Genomic DNA, 16,990 nt, shown 5'->3' on the forward strand with positions numbered 1-16,990 from the left:
TTTTGATCTTCGGCCGGTGGAAGGTAATACGGTCTGCACCAGACTCATGTGGCAATGGAGGTCGCCGTGCTGATGCCCCGTCGGACCGCACACGTGCGGGCAGCCGCCCTGGCGGCGACGCTCGTGGCTGCCGTTCTCGCGCTGGGAGGCTGCGACGACGGCAGCGGCGACGGCGGGGCGAAGGCCGGGGCGGACAAGGGCCCTTCGGTCATCGCTCCCGGGAAGCCCGGCGAGCCGGCCAGGACGCTGTCGGCCGAGGAAGCGGCGAAGGCCGCTCCTGACGACACCCCCAACTCGGCGGACTTCCGCTACACCCGCATGATGATCGAGCATCACGAACAAGCCCTCGTGCTGACCGCTCTCGTTCCCGGACGTGCGGCCTCCACATCCGTCGAGCGGCTCGCGGAGCGGATATCGGCAGCGCAGAAGCCGGAGATCGGCGCCATGGAGGGCTGGCTGAAGAACAACGGTGGGGACGATCGCGAGGAGACCCACGACCACTCCGCGATGCCCGGCATGGCGACCGACAAGCAGATCGCACAGCTGCGCGCCTCGAAGGGCAAGGCCTTCGACCAGCTGTTCCTGGAACTGATGATCACCCACCATCAGGGTGCGGTCACGATGGCGACCGAGGCTCTCGCGGACGGCAACAACGTGCTGGTGGAGGAGATGGCCAATGACGTGGTCGCCCAGCAGACCGTGGAGATCGACCGGATGCGCGGGCTGATGACCTGAGGACCGGCCGGGCCGCCGGGACCGCGAGCCTCTCCCCCGACTTCCCTCGTCGGTGCCATGCTGGAGGGAGCCTGCCGGAGGAGGTGTGCCGTGCTCCGAGTCGCCGTCGTCGGTTCGGGACCCAGCGGGGTCTACACGGCCCAGGCCCTGTTGCAGCAGTCACGGGTACCGGATGTGCGGGTGGACGTCCTGGACCGGCTGCCGACGCCGTACGGGCTCGTCCGCTACGGCGTGGCACCGGACCACGAGAAGATCAAATCGCTGCAGAGCAGTCTCCGGGCGGTCCTGGAGGACGACCGGGTCACCTTCGTCGGACATGCCGAGGTGGGCGGCGCGGGCGGGGTGTCGCCCGCTCGGCTGAAGGAGCTGTACCACGCGGTGGTCTACTGCGTCGGCGCGGCGTCCGACCGGCCCCTCGGCATTCCCGGCGAGGGGCTGCCGGGGAGCTTCTCCGCCACCGAATTCGTCTCCTGGTACAGCGCCCACCCGGACGCGTCCGCCGACGGCTTCCCGCTCCTGACGCCTTCGGCCCTGGTGATCGGGGTCGGCAACGTGGCGGTCGACGTGGCCCGGATCCTCGCCCGGGGCGCAGGCGAGCTACGGGGAACGGACGTGCCCCGGGCAGCGCTCGAGGCGCTCGGGACGAGCCGCGTGCGTGAGGTGCACATCGTCGGCAGGCGGGGCCCATCGCAGGCCAGGTTCACCACCAAGGAGCTACGGGAGCTCGGCGCGCTCCCCCGGGCACGCATCGTCGTCGACGGGGCGGAGCTCGCGCTCGATCCGGCGTACGCGGCTGCGGAGGGCGCGGGGACATCACTGCCCGCGGTGGTCCGGCGGAATCTGGACGTGCTGCGGGGGTGGGCGGCTGATCCGCGGGGCGCGGCACCCGACCGGGAACGCCGCATCCGGCTGCGGTTCTTCCTGCGCCCGGTCGAACTGCTGGAGCGTGACGGGCGGGTCGGCGGGGTGCGGTTCGCGCGGACGGCCCCGGACGGCGCCGGAGGTGTACGGGACACCGGGGCGTACGAGGACATCGAGGCACAGCTCGTGCTGCGGGCCGTGGGGTACCGGGGAACCCCTCTGCCCGGCCTGCCCTTCGATCCGGTCCTCGGGGTCGTGCCGCACGTGGCGGGCCGGGTGATCAGGGACGGGGCGGCGTCGCCCGGGGAGTACGTCGCGGGATGGATCAAGCGCGGTCCGACCGGCGTGATCGGTTCGAACAGGTCGTGCGCCAAGGAGACGGCCGCCTCGCTGATCGATGACGCGCCGCTGCTCGTCGGGCGGGAGGTGACCGGCGATCCGCTCGGTGCTCTGCGGGATCAGGGCATGCGGCCGGTGGAATGGGACGGCTGGCTGTCCATCGAACGCGCGGAGTCCGCACTGGGCCGCTCGCTCGGACGGGACAGGGTCAAGATCCCCGACTGGTCCGGGCTGCTGGACGCTGCCGGGGCGGGTCCCGGTGGCGCGCCGAGGGGACGTCAGCCCTGACCGAGGCGCTCGGCCTGCCGGTCCGCTCCGCCGAGGACGCTGTCGAGCAGACCGGGGAAGAGGGCGTCCAGGTCCTCCGTCCGTACACAGCTCAGCTTGGCCGTGCCTCGGTAGAACTGGTTGATCACGCCGTTCTCGCGGAGCACCCTGAAGTGGTGCGTGGTGGTGGACTTGGACACGGGGAGATCGAAGTGGGAACAGGCCTGCTCGTCCGTCGCACCGGCCAGTTGCCGCACGATCCTGAGCCTGATCGGGTCGGAGAGCGCGTGGAGCACGCCCTCGATGCGGATCTCGTCGCGCGAGGGGTGGGCGAGCACGCGGGCGGCGGTCGTCGTCACGGTGGCTCCACTTCGTGCAGGGGACTCCATTGTACGAGGATCGTCGTAGTTTTATCCACGGGCATCGTGTTACCCACAGGCCTCGTGTTACCCACGGGCATCGTGTTACCCACAGGCCTCGTGTTACCCACGGGCCTCGTGTTACCCACGGGCCGCCACCACGAGCCGGACGCGGGGGCTGCCGTCCGGCCGTCGGCCGAATTCCTCAAGAGGCAGCAGCCGCACCGTGAATCCGGTGACCACGAGGTCGTCCACCACACCGGCGAGCGGGAACGTGCGGTAGTACATGACGAAGGGCGGGCGCCACAGCGCGTTGCGCGCCCGCATGGCCAGGTCGAATCCCATCAGGGACCAGTAGGCCCCGGAGCCCACGGCGGGCGGCGCGCCCACCGGGAAGGCGAACAGGCCGCCCGGCCGCAGCGCCGCGTGCACCTGGCCGAACAGGACGGGACGCTCCTCCGGCAGGAAATGGCCGAACGCCCCGAAGCTCAGGGCCAGGTCGAAGGCCTGCGCGAACGGCAGAGCCAGGGCGTCGGCCCGGACCCAGTCCATTGCCGGGCCGGTGCCGTCCCCGGTGTGCGCGGCACGGGCGACGTCGAGCATGCCGGCACTGAAGTCGACGCCGGTGACCCGCTCCCGGCACAGTCCGCGCAGCACCTCGGCACCCGCCCCGGTGCCGCAACAGACATCGAGGCCACTGCCGAACGGCCCGAGCGGCCGCACCGCGTCGGCGACGGCGGCGAGCACCCGGTCCGGGGTCCGGTAGGGCGTCAGGTCGAACTTCGGGGCGAGCAGGTCGTATCCCCGCATCGTCGAGGAGAGCGCCTGGACAGCCAGTTCGCGCAGCGTGGGGCCCTGGGGAGTGAACATCGCCGCTCAGCGTACCCACTGACGCGATGTCACACCGCGTAGTCGTACTGTTCGGGCGCCTGGACGTCGCCGCCGAGTGCGCGTGCGGCGTTACGGGCGAAGTAGGGGTCACGCAGCAGTTCGCGGCCGAGCAGGACGGCGTCGGCGCTGCCGTCGGCGAGGATCTTCTCCGCCTGCACGGGGTCGGTGATCAGCCCCACGGCGGCCACCGGCAGGCCGGTCTCGTTGCGCACCCGCTCGGCGAACGGCACCTGGTAGCCGGGCTCCACGGGGATCGACGCCTTGGGCGCCAGGCCTCCGGTCGAGACGTCCAGCAGGTCGACGCCGTGTGCGAGCAGCGCACGTGCGAAGCGGACGGTGTCGTCGGCGGTCCAGCCCTCGCGCGGGTCGTCCTCGTTCTCGGTCAGCCAGTCGGTGGCGGAGATGCGGAAGAACAGCGGGAGGTCCTCGGGCCACACGGCGCGCACGGCGTCCACGACCTCCAGTGCGAAGCGGGTGCGGTTCTCGAAGGAGCCGCCGTACGCGTCGGTGCGGTGGTTGCTGTGCGGGGACAGGAACTCACCGATCAGGTAGCCGTGCGCCCCGTGGATCTCCGCGACCCGGAAGCCCGCGTCGAGCGCCCGGCGGGCGGCGTCGGCGAACTGCCCCACGACCTGCTGGATGTCCTCGGTGCTGAGCTCGGCGGGCACGTTGTGGCCGTCGTCGTAGGCGAGGGGGCTCGGGGCGACGGGCTGCCAGCCCTCGGGGTCTCCGATTTCGACGGGACCGCCACCCAGCCAGGGGCGGCCGGTCGACGCCTTCCGCCCGGCGTGCGCGAGCTGGATTCCCGGAACGGTTCCCTGGCCGTCGAGGAAGGCGGTGATGCGGCGGAACGCGTCCACCTGGCGGTCGTTCCATATTCCGAGGTCCGCGGCGCTGATCCGGCCCTCAGGACTGACGGCGGTGGCCTCGACGAGCACGAGACCGGTTCCGCCTGCCGCGCGTGCACCGTAGTGGGTGAAGTGCCAGTCGTTGGCCACTCCCGCGTCGGGGCCGGACGCTTCAGCGCTGTACTGGCACATCGGTGCCATCCAGATGCGGTTGGGAATGGTCAGCGACCGCAGGGCGTAGGGCTCGAACAGTGCACTCACAAGGGGCTCCGGTTCCTGGGGACGCAAAGGGCGGCGTGACGGCCCGGGCGCGCCGGGCCGTCACTTCGTACGAGTTTCACCGTACTACGAGATTCACCGTACTACGGCAATCGTCGAAATACGAGCAGCGCGTACGGCCCCTCCCTCACTTCCCGGGCAGCAGCCGGCGACGGAGCCTGATGTCGGTATCGGCCTCGTACATCTGGCTCCAGCTGCGCCCGCCACCCGATGTCCAGGTCACCTGGACGTTCGCCCCGTCCGTCCTGACGGCCTCCACCGTCATGAGACGGTCCCCGTCGCGCACGTCGCCGCGCTGCAGCTCACGCGCCTTCACGGTGACGGGTTCCGCCGATCGCGCGGCCTCCGCCTCGGCCGCCGCCTCGACGAGCGCCGCGGCCAGCTCCCTGGCCGCGGCCGGGGAGCAGGACCAGGAAGCCCGCGCCGAGGAGTCCTCGATCAGGATTCCGACCTGGAGAGGCCCCTCCGAGGGCCCCGGGGCCACCTCAAGCCTCGCACCGCGCCCCTCGGTGTCCCGGATCTCGATGCTCATCCCTGCCGCCTCCTCGTCCCGCTCCGGTCAGCTCAGCCGGAGACTCTCCGGCGGGCCCAGATAGCTGGGCTTGAGGCCGCCGGTGTCCACCACGAGGTTCTGGAGTACCACGGTCGGGTCGACCATCCAGAATCGGAGTACGTGCGTGCCCGCACGGTCGATCCGATGCACGGTGCCGGTGCGGTTGACGTTGTCCGAGGTGTTGCGGGCCCACTGGGTGTTCATGGTGCCGTCGTCGGACCCGGTGACCTCGGTGATGTTGACGGAGCGCGGTGCGTCGTCGTCGAAGGAGACGGCATAGGTCAGCCCGTCGGTCGCCAAGGCGTTGTTGCGGGGCGACAGGTACGCCCAGACGGTGACCGGCCCGGTGGTGAACAGACTGAGCCGGTATTCCAGCCTGGGCCCACGGCCACCCGGGGTCTGCCGCGCTGCGGTGACAGGGAAGGGCTCCATGCCCGATCCGGTGCGGCCGATGTCCGGGATGCGCCGCCAGGAGATGCCGTCGCGACCGACGGCCCGGTGATAGTGGTCGGCCTCGATGGAGACGTATCCGTTGGCCTCGACGAAGCCCCTGAGCTGTGCGCGCTCCAGGCGCGGCCGGTCGACCACGGCTGTGACCACGACCTCGGCGCCGCCGGGACCGGAGACGGTGACGGGGACCCTCGTGATCCCCTTCGGCGCGCGCGACCAGTCGACGCGGAAGGTGACCCGGGTCTGGGCCTCCACCAGGCCACGGGTCCGGTCGGCCGTCAGCCAGGGGGCGCCTGTGCGGATGCGGAAGCCGAAGGGTTCGGTGCCACGGTTGAACACCTCGACGTACTGCGCGGGCTGGCTCTGGTACGGGCTGAAGACCGGCAGGACCGCCTCGCCGCCGTCTCCGGACGCCGGCCACCAGCCGGACGAGCCGTCGACGGCCACGCCCATCTCCGCCTTGTGCGGGAGCTCGATGCGCCGCACGGCGGGGAAGATCTCGTCCGCGATCGCCACGTTGTTCAGCTCGGGCTGCTGCCAGGGGGCGTTGGGCCCGTACCGGTCCACGTCGCCGTACCCGATGTGCGGCTGCGTCTGGAAGCCCTCCCACTTGCCGTCGGCCACCTCGGTGTCGAAACGCCGCGCCAGGGCGAAGTCCTCGGCCAGCCCCGCCTCGGCGGTGGCGGCCAGCTGGTTGGTCAGGGCGCGGCCCTGGGGTGCGTAGTGCAGGTTGGTGAATTCGGCCTCCCGCAGGGCGTACAGGTTCGCGGTGGCCCGGACCGCGTATCCGACGAGCTCGTACCAGGCGTCCTGGGCGGACGCGGGCAGGCTCCGGCGGACGCGTTCCGCGGCGGTGTCCAAGCGCCGCCAGTCCTCGGTGACCCGTTCCAGCTCGCGGTAGTCCACGATGCTGAAGGGCGTGGCGCGGTCGTCGTAGACGACGGCGGAGGAGTCCTTCGCCGGGTCCTTGGCCGGGTCGAGGGTGATCCGCCGGTTGAGCAGCTCGGGCTTGCGGCGGGACTGCAGCCGGGCGTACGTGCGCAGGATCCCGGCGATCCCCTCGGACTGCCGCTCGCCGAAATTCTGCGCGGCGTAACGCTCCTCCCACTCCGGGAGTGCGTCCAGGGGCCAGCGGTCGGGGTCCCAGGCGTACTCCAGGAAGAACTGGGTGGGCAGTTCGTTGCCCTTGAGGTCACCCACGTTGGTGACCCAGAGGCCGTGGTTGCCGTAGGCCGCGCTCTGGTGGAGCTGGTCCCACAAGTTGGGGAGCGAGGCGGTGTCGACCCACTTGTAGTTGCGCCCCACCCCGACGTAGTCGAAGTGGTAGTAGAGGCCGTAACCGCCGCCGCGGGCGTCGTTCTTCAGGTCGGGCAGCTTGCGGACGTTGGCCCAGTTGTCGTCGGTGAGGACGACGGTGATGTCGTCCGGCACGCGTAGTCCGCGGTCCCAGTAGTGCTGGACCTCCTTGTAGAGGGTCCACACCTGGGGGACGCCGTCCGCCGCGCCGAGTTCCTCGGCGAGGATCTCGCGCTGGGTGGCGATGATCTCGGTCATCAGCTCGATGCCGTCGCCGTCCGGCAGGCTGACGTCGCCGTTGCCGCGCATGCCGAGGGTGACCACGCCCTCGAAGTCCTCGTCCGCCATACGGCGGATACCCTGCCGCCAATATGCCTTGATGGCTTCGGCGTTGCGGCGGAAGGACCACTCCCCGGTACCGCCGTAGGGGTCGTGGCCCGGCTTGGTGATGTTTCCCGCGCTGTCGCGCACCGCGGCGACGGCGTGCCTGTTCCACTCCTCGATGCCGCGCATCATGGGCGCCTCGTGCGAGGTGCCCATGACCACGCCGTAGGCCTTCGCGGTGGCGTGGTTGTCCGGGTCGTCCTCGGCGAACGCCCGTCCCCAGACCGCCGGCCAGAGGTAGTTGGCCTTCAGGCGCAGCATCACCTCGAAGATCTTGGCGTGGAAGGCGGCGTTGAACCCGCCCTCGAAACCGGGTGCCTTGCCCGGCCCGAAGAACGCGGGCGCCCAGGTGCCGAGTGCCGGGTTCTCGTCGTTGATGAAGAACCCTCGGTACTTCACGGCGGGGGTGCCCTGACTGTGCAGGCCGGGCAGGACGTACAGCGCGTCACGGTGGACGGGGACGACGTCGTCCCACCAGTACCAGGGCGACACCCCGATGCCCCGGGAGACGTCGTACGCACCGAAGATCGTGCCCCGCTGGTCGCTGCCGGCGATGACGAACGCCCGGTCCACTCCGGGCAGCGGCTTCTCCACCACTGTCTGCAGGCTGGTCTCCCACTTGCCCCGCACCCCGGAGACCCGCAGCTTCCCGGCGGCGATCAGGCCGTCGATCAACGGGCTGCGGCCGATGGTGCCGACGAGGACGATCTCGCGGCCGGGCGGCACCGGGTCCCGGGAGAGCGCGGGGAGGACGCCGGTGACGCGCTCGATGTCGTCCCGGAGGTCACCCGCCACCCGGACGACGCCGTCGTAGTCCTGGTCGCTGACCATGATCGGAGCCGCCCGGCCGGCCCTGACCAGTGGGAAGGCACCGGAGCTGGGCGTGCAGGAGATGTACGCGCCGGGGTCGGTGGGGCGGACGGCCGGTGAGTGCCCCGGCCCGGGCTGCGTGGCCACGGCCTCACCGCTCAGCCCCATCAGCGATCCGAGCGGCGTCGCCGCCAGCGCGGTGAACCCGAGACCGGCCCCGAGGACCGATCTGCGGCTGGTGGGCTTGTCCATGTCGCTCTCCATTTTGTTCACACACATGACAAATTGGACGGGCGTGAGCCCTTGGCAATGTTCGGTGCGGACCGGCACGTCAGCCGGTGATGCCTCTCATCACGACGGTCGGCCGCCGGCGCCACTTCGCCGCACGGGCCCGGGGCGGGGTGAGACCGGCGACGATCGCGTCAGCCGTGCCGTCGGGATCCGGTGCGACCGGCCCGACGACGTGCACCACCAGCGACGTGACCGGCGGCGTGACGATCACGAGCGTCCGGTCCGCGCTGTCGAGGACGGACTTCACGAAGAGGTGCCTTCTCGCCACCGGTGCCCAGGAGGACGGTGCGGCACGGGGCAGAGCCGGCGGAAGGCAGGCAGCGGCATCGGTATGGACAGGGCCCGTCACGGCCGCGCCCCACGATGCCCGGCATGCCATCGAACCGGTCCGCCTGGATCGCGACGACCATGCTCACACCTACGAGGACGGCGGTGCGCACCCCGGCGTCGCCGAGGGGACCATCCGGCTCTTCGGTGCATGTACGCGACCGGGGCGGCCGGCGGGGTGCCTTGTGGCCGCGTCCGCCGTCATCCCCTCACCTCATCCGCCCTGCGGTGCCGTTGGGGGTTCGGGTTTCAGCGCCTGCCCGCGGCGAGCGCCAGCGTCTGACGCAGGGTGCTGTAGGCGGGCTTGGGGGCGTAGTTCTCGTCGAGGATGTTGGCCGCGCCCTGGCCTGGGAAGGTGTCCGGCACCCAGGAGTAGGTGTCGGTGAATCCCCAGACGGTGAAGTCGTTGCAGCCCGGGGTGAGGAGGCAGCCGCGCAGCAGGACCCCGTATCCCTCCGCCTGGGCCTCGAGCTTCGTGCTGTCGGCCGGCATGGGCATCCGGACGTCGGCCTCGGTGATCGCGGTCTCGAGGCCGAGGCGGTCGAAGCGCAGCATGTTGTCGGCGATGTCGTGCGGCGCGCTGTACTGGACGCCCAGGTGGCCCTGGATTCCGACGCCGTGGACCGGAACACGCTGCTTTCGCAGCTGGGTGACCAGGTCGTAGAGGGCTGTGCTCTTCGCGTTGACTCCCTCGATGTTGTAGTCGTTGATGAACAGCCGCGCCTTGGGATCCGCTTCATGGGCCCAGCGGAAGGCGTCCGCGATGTAGCCGGGGCCGAGCTCGCGGAGCCAGATGCTGTCCCGCAACGTGCCGTCGTCGTTGAAGGCCTCGTTGACGACGTCCCACTGCCAGATCTTGCCCTTGAAGTGCGTGACCTGGTCGGTGACGTGCTGGTGCAGGATCTCCCGCAGCTCGTCGGGGGTGAAGTCGCCGTTGTTCAGCCAGGCGGGCAGCTGGCTGTGCCAGACGAGCGTGTGGCCGCGCACCAGTTGCCTGTTCTTCTTCGCGAAGTCCACGAGCCCGTCGGCGGCGGCCCAGTCGTACGTCCCCCGCTGCGGCTCGACCGCTTCCCACTTCATGACGTTCTCCGCGGTGACGGAGGAGAACTCGCCCGCGACCTCGGCCCGGTAGGGCGCGTCCTCGGCCAGCGCCGACGTGTTGACGGCCGTGCCGACGCGCAGTCCCGCTTTCAGGCCGAGGGCGCCGAGGGTCTGCGGGGCCGCGCTGTGCCCCTTCCCTCCTTGTCGGCCGGTGTCGTCGGTGGCGGCGGAAGCGCTGGAGAGGGTGAACGCGGAGACCAGGAGAACGGCGGCCGCGGAACCGACCGCGACCGATCGGTTTGCCTTGAGCATGACAGATACCTCTCCGTAAGGGCGGCGCGTGGCCACGGAGCCGTGGCCCTGCGCGCCGGGATGGCCTTCGAAAGTTTCGATGTCCGCCCCGGGCACTCCGGGGGGGTGTGCGGGGGCCGAGGCCCCCGCACGTCACTTCTGTGTGATCAGCGAGTCGACCGACGTGGCGCAGACCATGTGGCGCCGGTGGTCGACGGTGCGCTCGGGTCCGGTGAGGCGCAGCCGTACGGTGTGCTTGACGTCGGCGAGGTCGCTGGACGTGGCGAAGCGCAGCTCCAGGTCACCGGGCTCGACGATCCGCCGACCGCCCGCCCCGGTGAAGGAGACCAGGTCCGGGTGGAAGCGGAAACTGACCCTCCGGGACTCCCCCGCGGCGATCGGCACCCGGGCGTATCCGATCAGCCGGGCCTCGGGTCGTGTGGTCTGGGCGACCGGGTCGTGGACGTAGAGCTGGACCACCTCGGCCCCGTCGCGGTCTCCGGTGTTGCGGACCGTGACGGCGAGGTCGGTCTCCTGGTCGGTGCGGAGCTCGGCCGGCACCTCGGCTCCGGGCTCCCAGACGAACGAGGTGTACGAGAGCCCGTGGCCGAAGGGGTAGAGCGGGGTCGGGTCCAGGTTGCTGACCCCGTTGGCCCGGCCCAGCGGCGGCTGCAGATAGGTCCACGGCTGTCCGCCGGCGCCCTTGGGCACGCCCAGTGGCAGACGACCGGAGGGATTGACCCGTCCCGAGAGCACCCCTGCGAGAGCTGGGCCGCCCTCCTCGCCGGGGAAGAACGCCTGCACGCACCCGGCCAGCCGGTCCGCCCGCCCGCCGAGCGCGTACGTACGCCCCGTCAGCAGCACCAGGACGACCGGGGTGCCGGTCGCGAGCAGCGCGTCCAGCAGCTCGCCCTGAAGGCCGGGCAGCGCCAGGTCGGCCGCGTCGCAGCCCTCGCCGGAGGTGCCGCGGCCGAACAGTCCGGCCCGGTCGCCGAGCACGGCCACACAGATGTCCGCCCCGGCCGCGAGCGCTGCGGCGCCCTCGATCCCGCCGTCGTCCGTACCGTCCACGTCGCAGCCCTGCGCGTAGTCGATGCCCGCACCGGGGAACTCCTCACGGAGCGCTTCCAGGACGGTCGGCACGGCGATGCCCATGGGCGACCCGGGGTGCTGGACCCCGACGTGGCTGGGGAAGGAGTAGCAGCCGAGCATGGCGAGCGGGTCGTCGGCGCGCGGCCCCACGACCGCGATCCGTCCGGTACCGCTCAGCGGAAGCGCGCCGCCGGGGTTGGCCAGCAGGACACAGGACCGCTCGGCGAGCAGCCGTGCCAGGGCCCGGTTCAGCGGCGGGTCGAGGTCCACCGTGCCGCGCGCCTGTTCCGGATCCACCTCCGTGAGTACGGCGGGCAGGGCCTGCCTGTCCGCATCGAGGAGGCCTAGCTCGCACTTCTGCAGCAGGACCCTGCGCAGGGCGCGGTCCACCAGTTCCTCGGCCACGAGTCCGGCACGCACGGCCGCGACCAGCTCGTCTCCGTAGCTGCGCACGGTGGGGAGTTCGATGTCGACGCCGGCGGTCAGGGCGATGCGGGCGGCGTCTCCGCGGTCCGCGGCAACCTTGTGCAGCGTCTCCAGGAAGCCGACGCCGAAGTAGTCGGCGACGACGGTTCCCCCGAATCCCCAGGTGTCGCGGAGGAGCCCGGTGAGGAGGGACGGGTCGGCGGCGACCGGGACCCCGTCCACCTCGGCGTACGAGTGCATCACCGAACGGGGACCGGCCTCACGGACCGCCATCTCGAAGGGCGGCAGGATCACGTCGGCCATCTCCCGGGCACCGGCCCGGACCGGGGAGAGGTTGCGGGCCCCGGCCGACGCGGAGTAGCCCGCGAAGTGCTTGAGCGTCGCGACGATCCCGGAGGACTCCAGGCCCCGGACGTACGCCGTACCGATGGTCGCGACCAGGTAGGGATCTTCGCCGATGGTTTCCTCGACGCGGCCCCAGCGCAGGTCCCGCACCACGTCCAGGACCGGGGCGAGGCCTTGATGGACACCGACCGACCGCATGTCGCTACCGATGCGGTGCGCCATCTCGGCGACCAGTTCGGGGTCCCATGCCGCGCCCCAGGCGAGCGGCACCGGATAGGCGGTGGCGCCCCAGGCGGTGAAGCCGGCCAGGCACTCCTCATGGGCGAGAGCCGGGATACCGAACCGGCCGGCCTCGACGATCCTGGCCTGCGCTCTGGCCAGCGAGACGGCGCCCACGCCCGGGTCCACCGGGGCGGTGCCGAACGGCCGGGTGAGCTGGCCGAGTCCGCGGGTGGTGATGTCCTCGAAGTCGACCGGGTCGACCATGTCGTTCTGGTGCGGCGCGACTCCGTCGCCCTCGGCGTCGGCGCCCACCCAGATGCCGTACAGCTGGGCGGTCTTCTCCTCGAGTGTCATCCGGGCCGCCAGGTCGGCCACCCGCACCTCGGGGTCGAGCGAGGGGTCGCGCCAGGGGCCGTCGACGGCGGTGGGCGGATCGGCCTGACGGGCCTGCGGGGCGGGGTGGATTGCCATGGCGGCAGGGGTTCCTCTCATGAGTACGGTGGTCCGGGGCGGCGTCGGTGTGCTACTTGCCGCCCACCCCCATCAGTCCGTTGATCAGCGCCCGCCGGGCCACGAGGTACACGGCGAAGATGGGTATGACGGAGAGGACGATCGCTGCCAGCACCGCGGGGATGTTCACTCCGAACTGGCTCATGAAGTTGAACAGCCCGAGCGTCAGTACGCGCTGCTCCTCCGACTGCGTGAGGATCAGCGGGAACAGGAAGCCGTTCCACGCCTGCAGCGCGGAGAAGATCGCCACCGTGCTGATCCCCGCCCTGGAAAGCGGAACCGCCAGCTGCCAGAGCATGCGCACGGGCGAGGCACCGTCGAGGGACATCGCCTCGTACATCTCCTCGGAGACGTCGCGCATCGTGCCGCTGAGCACGAGGACCGCCACGGGCATGGCGAAGGCGGCGGTGGGCAGGATGATCGCCCACAGGGTGTCGTACAGCCCCATCCTGCCGATGATCAGATAGAGGGGGACGATCACCGCCTGCGCCGGTATGGCCACTCCGAGCAGGAAGGTCCGGAAGGCGAGGGACGACAGGCGGCTGCGGGTGCGCACCGCCACGTACGCCACCGGGACGGAGAGCACCAGCACGATGGCGACCGTGGCCACGGCGACGATCGCGGTGTTGCCGATCAGCGCGAGGAACCCGCTGTCCAGCACGAAGTCGTAGTTGTCGAGCGTCGGATCCGTGGGGATCGCCAGCGGGTCGCCGTTCAGTGCCTCGTCCTGCCGCATCAACGACGCGGAGACCAGCGTGTAGAGCGGCACCAGGACGATGACCAGCCAGATCAGCGAGCCGATGCCGGCCACGGGGTTGCCCAGGGACCTGCGCCGGCGGACCGGGCGGCCGCGACGCGACGCGCCGGGTGTGGCTCGCTGCTTCGGCGAAGCGGGGCGGGTGTCGATCGACATCTCGTCACATACCTTCCCGGGTGGACCTCATGGACCCGAAGCCGCTGAGGCGGACCATGATCAGCGAAATGCTTGTGGCCACGAAGACGAGGGCCGTGGCGATGGCCGCCGCGTAGCCGAGGTCGTAGGTCTGGAAGCCGGTCCGGTACATCAGGTAGGGCAGGATGGTCGTGTCCGTTCCGGGGCCGCCCTTGGTCATGATGAGCACCGTGTCGAAGTACGTCAGCGAGCCGACGATCATCAGGACCGACGAGGTCGTGATCGTGTGGCGCAGCTGCGGCAGTGTGATGTGGAAGAACTGCCGCACCATGCCCGCGCCGTCGATGGAGGCGGCCTGGTAGAGCACCTCCGGGATCTGCCGGGCGCCGCCCTGGTAGATCAGCGTGTGGAAGGGCATGAACTGCCAGCCTCCGACGAAGGCCACCACGAGCAGGGCGCCGGTGGAGGAACCCATGACGCCGGGATCGATGCCGAGCCAGGGCCCGATCGTCTGGATCACGCCGAAGTTCGGGTCCAGCAGGGCGCGGAAGAGCATCGCGATGGCGGTGGTGGAGAGCAGCAGTGGGATGAAGAAGATCGCGGACAGGAGGGCGCGGCTGCGCTGACGGCCCGCCGCCCATACGCCGAGCAGCAGGGCAACCGGAGTCTGGAAGACCCAGCTGATCGTGGTGAGCAGGAGGCTGAGCCAGGCGGCCTGACCGAACTCGGAGTCCTTGAAGAGCCGGGTCCAGTTGTCCAGCCCCGTGAAGGCCGGGGAGTCGAGCCCGTCCCATTCGCAGAAGGAGAGGTAGACGGCGATCACCAGGGGGAAGATCGCGAAGACTGCGAAGAAGAGGATTCCGGGGACCGCCCAGGCGACCGGTGGGCGACCGACGTTGCCGACGGCCGCCTTCCCGTCTCCGTGCCTCTTCGCGACAGGAGTGTGGTGGGACATCGTTACCTGGCGGCCTTCATCGCTTCGACGAACTGCTCGGGGGTCGTCTTGCCGGCGAACAGCTTGCTGATCTCCGTGAGCAGTGGCGTGGCGTACTGGGCTTCGAGTGCCTGGTCCCACGAGAGCGTGAAGCTCGGGGCCTTCTGCACCATTTCGTACTGGTCGGTGGCGAACTGAGGATTGGGGGAACCGCTCAGCATCGAGGCCGCGTTGGACGTGGTGGGCACGTCACCGTTGTCGACGAGGGCCTGCGCGTAGGTCTTCGACGCCATCGTCTTCAGGAATGCGACGGCAGTGTCCTTGTGCTTGGTCCGGGCGTTGACGGACCAGTAGTTGGTGGGGTTGCCGACCACGTTGGCGGGGTCTCCCACACCGCCGGCCACCGTCGGGAAGGCGGTCCAGCCGAGGTCCTTCTCGGCGAACTCGGGAGCCTTGCCGAGCTGGGTCGAGTACTCCCACGAGCCCATGAGGTGCATCGCGGCCTTGCCCTTGCTGAGCAGGGTCGGCGCCGCTCCGCTGCCGTAGTCCACGGAGTTGAAGTTCTTGCCGAACGCGCCCGCGTCGACCAGCTCCTTCACGGTCCGGGCCGTCTTGAGCACCGCCGGGTCGCCCCAGCCCTCGGTGTCGCCGTCCTGGATCCTCTTGAAGACCTCAGGCCCTCCGATCCGGTCCAGCAGGTATTCCATCCACATCAGCTCGGGCCACTTGTCGGAGCCGCCGAGCGCGAAGGGTGTGATTCCGGCGGCCTTGAAGACCTTGATGGATGCCTGGAGGTCTTCCCAGGTCTTCGGCGGCTCGATCTTGTGCTTGGCGAACAACGCCTTGTTGTAGAAGAGCATCACGGGCTGCATGCCGCGCATGGGCACCCCGTAGACCTTTCCTTCGAGGCCGCCCGCGGTCATGATCGACGGAATGAAGCCGTCCTTCAGCGTGGCATCGTTCTCGACGGTCGAGGTGAGGTCGACCAGGTCGTCGGAGTCGACGTACGGCTTGATGGAGCCGCCGCCCCAGTTGAAGAAGACGTCAGGAGCGTTGGGCGAGCCCATGGAGCTGCGCAGCTTGTTCACGTAGTCGGCGCCGGGGACCGGCACCAGCTTCACCTTGACCTTGGAGGTCTTGTTGAACGTGTCGACCGCCGTCTGCTGGACCTTGACCGCGTCGTCGCCGTAGACGTAGGCGGTGATGGTTCCGCTGTCGCTCCCACCACCTCCGGAGCCGCAGCCGACCAGCAGACCGGCCATTGCCATCGCCGCACCCACCGCGGCCCATCTCGTCGTTCGTGTGCCCTGAGCGAATATCCCCGACCGCATGACCGCACCCTCTGTCGAATGTTTCGGCGTGCCTTTCGAATGTTGCCGGAACCGTACGGTTGTGTTTCGGGTCAGTCAAGGGGGTAGGAGCAAGGATTTACGAACCCTGCCCGGACGCGGATTCAGGTCGGCGGGCGAGCTACGATTCGTGCATGAGCCCTGCAAAGGTCCAGCCCCAACAGGAGAAGGCGCCCGTCGACGAGTCGTCGGAGAGCACCGCCACGCTGGCAGAGATCGCCCGAGCGGCCGGAGTTTCGGCTCCGACAGTTTCGAAAGTGCTGAACGGCCGCGCCGACGTCGCCCCTGGTACGCGCACGAGGGTGGAGGAGCTGTTGCTGCGGCACGGCTACCGTCGCAGGCGTGGCGCCTCCCAGCAGTCCCAGCTCATCGACCTGGTCTTCCACGAGTTGGACAGCGCCTGGGCGATGGAGGTCGTACGGGGCGTCGAGAACGTCGCCCGGGACGAGGGCCTGAGCCTGGTCCTCTCGGAGAGTGCGGGCCGGCTCACACCCGGCCAGACGTGGGTGGACGGGGTCCTGGCCCGCCGCCCGGCCGGAGTGATCCTGGTGCTCTCGGACCTCGACGCGGCGCAGCGTGCCCAGCTGACGAGCCGCTCCATCCCCTTCGTGGTCGTCGATCCGGCAGGGGACCCCGGGGACGACATCCCCTCGGTCGGCGCGGCCAACTGGCAGGGCGGGCTTGCCGCCACCCGCCATCTGACGGGCATGGGACACCGGCGGATCGGCGTCATCGGCGGGCCGACCCGCATGATGTGCAGCCGCGCCCGGATCGACGGCTACCGTGCCGCCCTGGAGACCTCGGGCATCCCCATGGACCCCGAGCTCGTCAGGGAAGGCGAGTTCAACCACGAGGACGGCTACACGGCGGCCCTGGAACTGCTGCGGCTTCCGGAACCGCCCACCGCGATCTTCGCCGGGAACGACCTGCAGGCCCTCGGCGTCTACGAGGCCGCGCGCGAGCTGGGACTGAGGATCCCCGAGGACCTCAGCGTGGTCGGCTTCGACGACCTGCCGCTCACCCGCTGGATCGGTCCACCGCTCACCACGGTGCGCCAGCCGCTCATAGAGATGGCCGAGACCGCGGCCCGGCTGGTGCTCGACCTGGGCCGGGGCAAGCAGCCGGCGACCACCCGGGTCGACCTGGCGACGAGCCTGGTGGTCCGCAGCAGCACGGCCCCTCCGAAGCCGTGAGTGAG

At 70.3% G+C, this 16,990-nt stretch carries 14 protein-coding genes; 3 read left to right on the top strand and 11 right to left on the bottom strand.

What is annotated here, in order from left to right; all coding sequences use genetic code 11:
* Positions 1-72 precede the first annotated feature (72 nt).
* Together HED23_RS19040 and HED23_RS19045 are read left to right on the top strand one after the other, a co-directional pair.
* The gene (locus HED23_RS19040; RefSeq protein ID WP_203187550.1) at positions 73-735 is read left to right on the top strand and encodes a DUF305 domain-containing protein; all 663 of its coding nucleotides are present in this window, start codon (positions 73-75) and stop codon (positions 733-735) included.
* Between the two features lie 90 nt (positions 736-825).
* Complete coding sequence (locus HED23_RS19045; RefSeq protein WP_203184605.1) at positions 826-2,223, top strand: FAD-dependent oxidoreductase; 1,398 nt, start codon at positions 826-828, stop codon at positions 2,221-2,223.
* Here HED23_RS19045 and HED23_RS19050 read toward each other — a convergent pair.
* The 11 genes from HED23_RS19050 to HED23_RS19100 form a co-directional block, all read right to left on the bottom strand.
* A complete protein-coding gene (locus HED23_RS19050) occupies positions 2,214-2,561 on the bottom strand; it encodes an ArsR/SmtB family transcription factor (protein ID WP_238442034.1) in 348 nt (115 codons plus the stop codon). The two genes, HED23_RS19045 and HED23_RS19050, sit on opposite strands and share 10 nt — an antisense overlap.
* 141 nt (positions 2,562-2,702) lie before the next feature.
* Entirely contained in the window at positions 2,703-3,431 is a 729-nt protein-coding gene (locus tag HED23_RS19055) for a class I SAM-dependent methyltransferase (RefSeq protein ID WP_203184607.1), read from the bottom strand.
* Between the two features lie 29 nt (positions 3,432-3,460).
* The gene (locus HED23_RS19060) at positions 3,461-4,561 is read right to left on the bottom strand and encodes an NADH:flavin oxidoreductase/NADH oxidase (RefSeq protein WP_203184608.1); all 1,101 of its coding nucleotides are present in this window, start codon (positions 4,559-4,561) and stop codon (positions 3,461-3,463) included.
* A 145-nt stretch (positions 4,562-4,706) separates the two neighbouring features.
* The gene (locus HED23_RS19065; RefSeq protein ID WP_203184609.1) at positions 4,707-5,111 is read right to left on the bottom strand and encodes a hypothetical protein; all 405 of its coding nucleotides are present in this window, start codon (positions 5,109-5,111) and stop codon (positions 4,707-4,709) included.
* 27 nt (positions 5,112-5,138) lie between these two features.
* A complete protein-coding gene (locus HED23_RS19070) occupies positions 5,139-8,324 on the bottom strand; it encodes a glycosyl hydrolase 115 family protein (protein WP_238442035.1) in 3,186 nt (1,061 codons plus the stop codon).
* 79 nt (positions 8,325-8,403) lie between these two features.
* A complete protein-coding gene (locus HED23_RS19075) occupies positions 8,404-8,610 on the bottom strand; it encodes a hypothetical protein (protein WP_203184610.1) in 207 nt (68 codons plus the stop codon).
* Positions 8,611-8,939: 329 nt separating this feature from the next.
* The gene (locus HED23_RS19080; RefSeq protein ID WP_203184611.1) at positions 8,940-10,043 is read right to left on the bottom strand and encodes an endo-1,4-beta-xylanase; all 1,104 of its coding nucleotides are present in this window, start codon (positions 10,041-10,043) and stop codon (positions 8,940-8,942) included.
* Between the two features lie 132 nt (positions 10,044-10,175).
* A complete protein-coding gene (locus HED23_RS19085) occupies positions 10,176-12,578 on the bottom strand; it encodes a glycoside hydrolase family 3 N-terminal domain-containing protein (protein WP_203184612.1) in 2,403 nt (800 codons plus the stop codon).
* A gap of 52 nt (positions 12,579-12,630) precedes the next feature.
* Positions 12,631-13,530 (bottom strand): carbohydrate ABC transporter permease, encoded by a 900-nt coding sequence (locus HED23_RS19090; RefSeq protein WP_203184613.1) that lies wholly within the window; start codon positions 13,528-13,530, stop codon positions 12,631-12,633.
* A 4-nt stretch (positions 13,531-13,534) separates the two neighbouring features.
* Positions 13,535-14,464, bottom strand: coding sequence for a carbohydrate ABC transporter permease (locus tag HED23_RS19095; protein WP_203184614.1), 930 nt, complete (start codon positions 14,462-14,464; stop codon positions 13,535-13,537).
* A 2-nt stretch (positions 14,465-14,466) separates the two neighbouring features.
* A complete protein-coding gene (locus HED23_RS19100; RefSeq protein WP_203184615.1) occupies positions 14,467-15,711 on the bottom strand; it encodes an extracellular solute-binding protein in 1,245 nt (414 codons plus the stop codon).
* A 215-nt stretch (positions 15,712-15,926) separates the two neighbouring features.
* Between HED23_RS19100 and HED23_RS19105 the strand changes: the two genes are divergently transcribed.
* Positions 15,927-16,985 carry a LacI family DNA-binding transcriptional regulator gene (locus HED23_RS19105; protein ID WP_203184616.1) on the top strand — a complete coding sequence of 353 codons (1,059 nt, stop codon included), beginning with the start codon at positions 15,927-15,929 and terminating at the stop codon, positions 16,983-16,985.
* Positions 16,986-16,990 lie beyond the last annotated feature (5 nt).

The sequence above is a fragment of the Streptomyces pratensis genome (assembly GCF_016804005.1).
GTDB classification, from domain to species: Bacteria; Actinomycetota; Actinomycetes; order Streptomycetales; family Streptomycetaceae; genus Streptomyces; species Streptomyces pratensis_A.

Coding starts and splice junctions, on each gene's coding strand:
- HED23_RS19040 (WP_203187550.1), top strand. CDS start 73: ATGCCCCGTCGGACCGCACACGTGCGGGCAGCCGCCCTGGCGGCGACG.
- HED23_RS19055 (WP_203184607.1), bottom strand. CDS start 3,431: ATGTTCACTCCCCAGGGCCCCACGCTGCGCGAACTGGCTGTCCAGGCG.
- HED23_RS19065 (WP_203184609.1), bottom strand. CDS start 5,111: ATGAGCATCGAGATCCGGGACACCGAGGGGCGCGGTGCGAGGCTTGAG.
- HED23_RS19070 (WP_238442035.1), bottom strand. CDS start 8,324: ATGGACAAGCCCACCAGCCGCAGATCGGTCCTCGGGGCCGGTCTCGGG.
- HED23_RS19080 (WP_203184611.1), bottom strand. CDS start 10,043: ATGCTCAAGGCAAACCGATCGGTCGCGGTCGGTTCCGCGGCCGCCGTT.
- HED23_RS19085 (WP_203184612.1), bottom strand. CDS start 12,578: ATGGCAATCCACCCCGCCCCGCAGGCCCGTCAGGCCGATCCGCCCACC.
- HED23_RS19090 (WP_203184613.1), bottom strand. CDS start 13,530: ATGTCGATCGACACCCGCCCCGCTTCGCCGAAGCAGCGAGCCACACCC.
- HED23_RS19095 (WP_203184614.1), bottom strand. CDS start 14,464: ATGTCCCACCACACTCCTGTCGCGAAGAGGCACGGAGACGGGAAGGCG.
- HED23_RS19100 (WP_203184615.1), bottom strand. CDS start 15,711: ATGGCAATGGCCGGTCTGCTGGTCGGCTGCGGCTCCGGAGGTGGTGGG.
- HED23_RS19105 (WP_203184616.1), top strand. CDS start 15,927: ATGAGCCCTGCAAAGGTCCAGCCCCAACAGGAGAAGGCGCCCGTCGAC.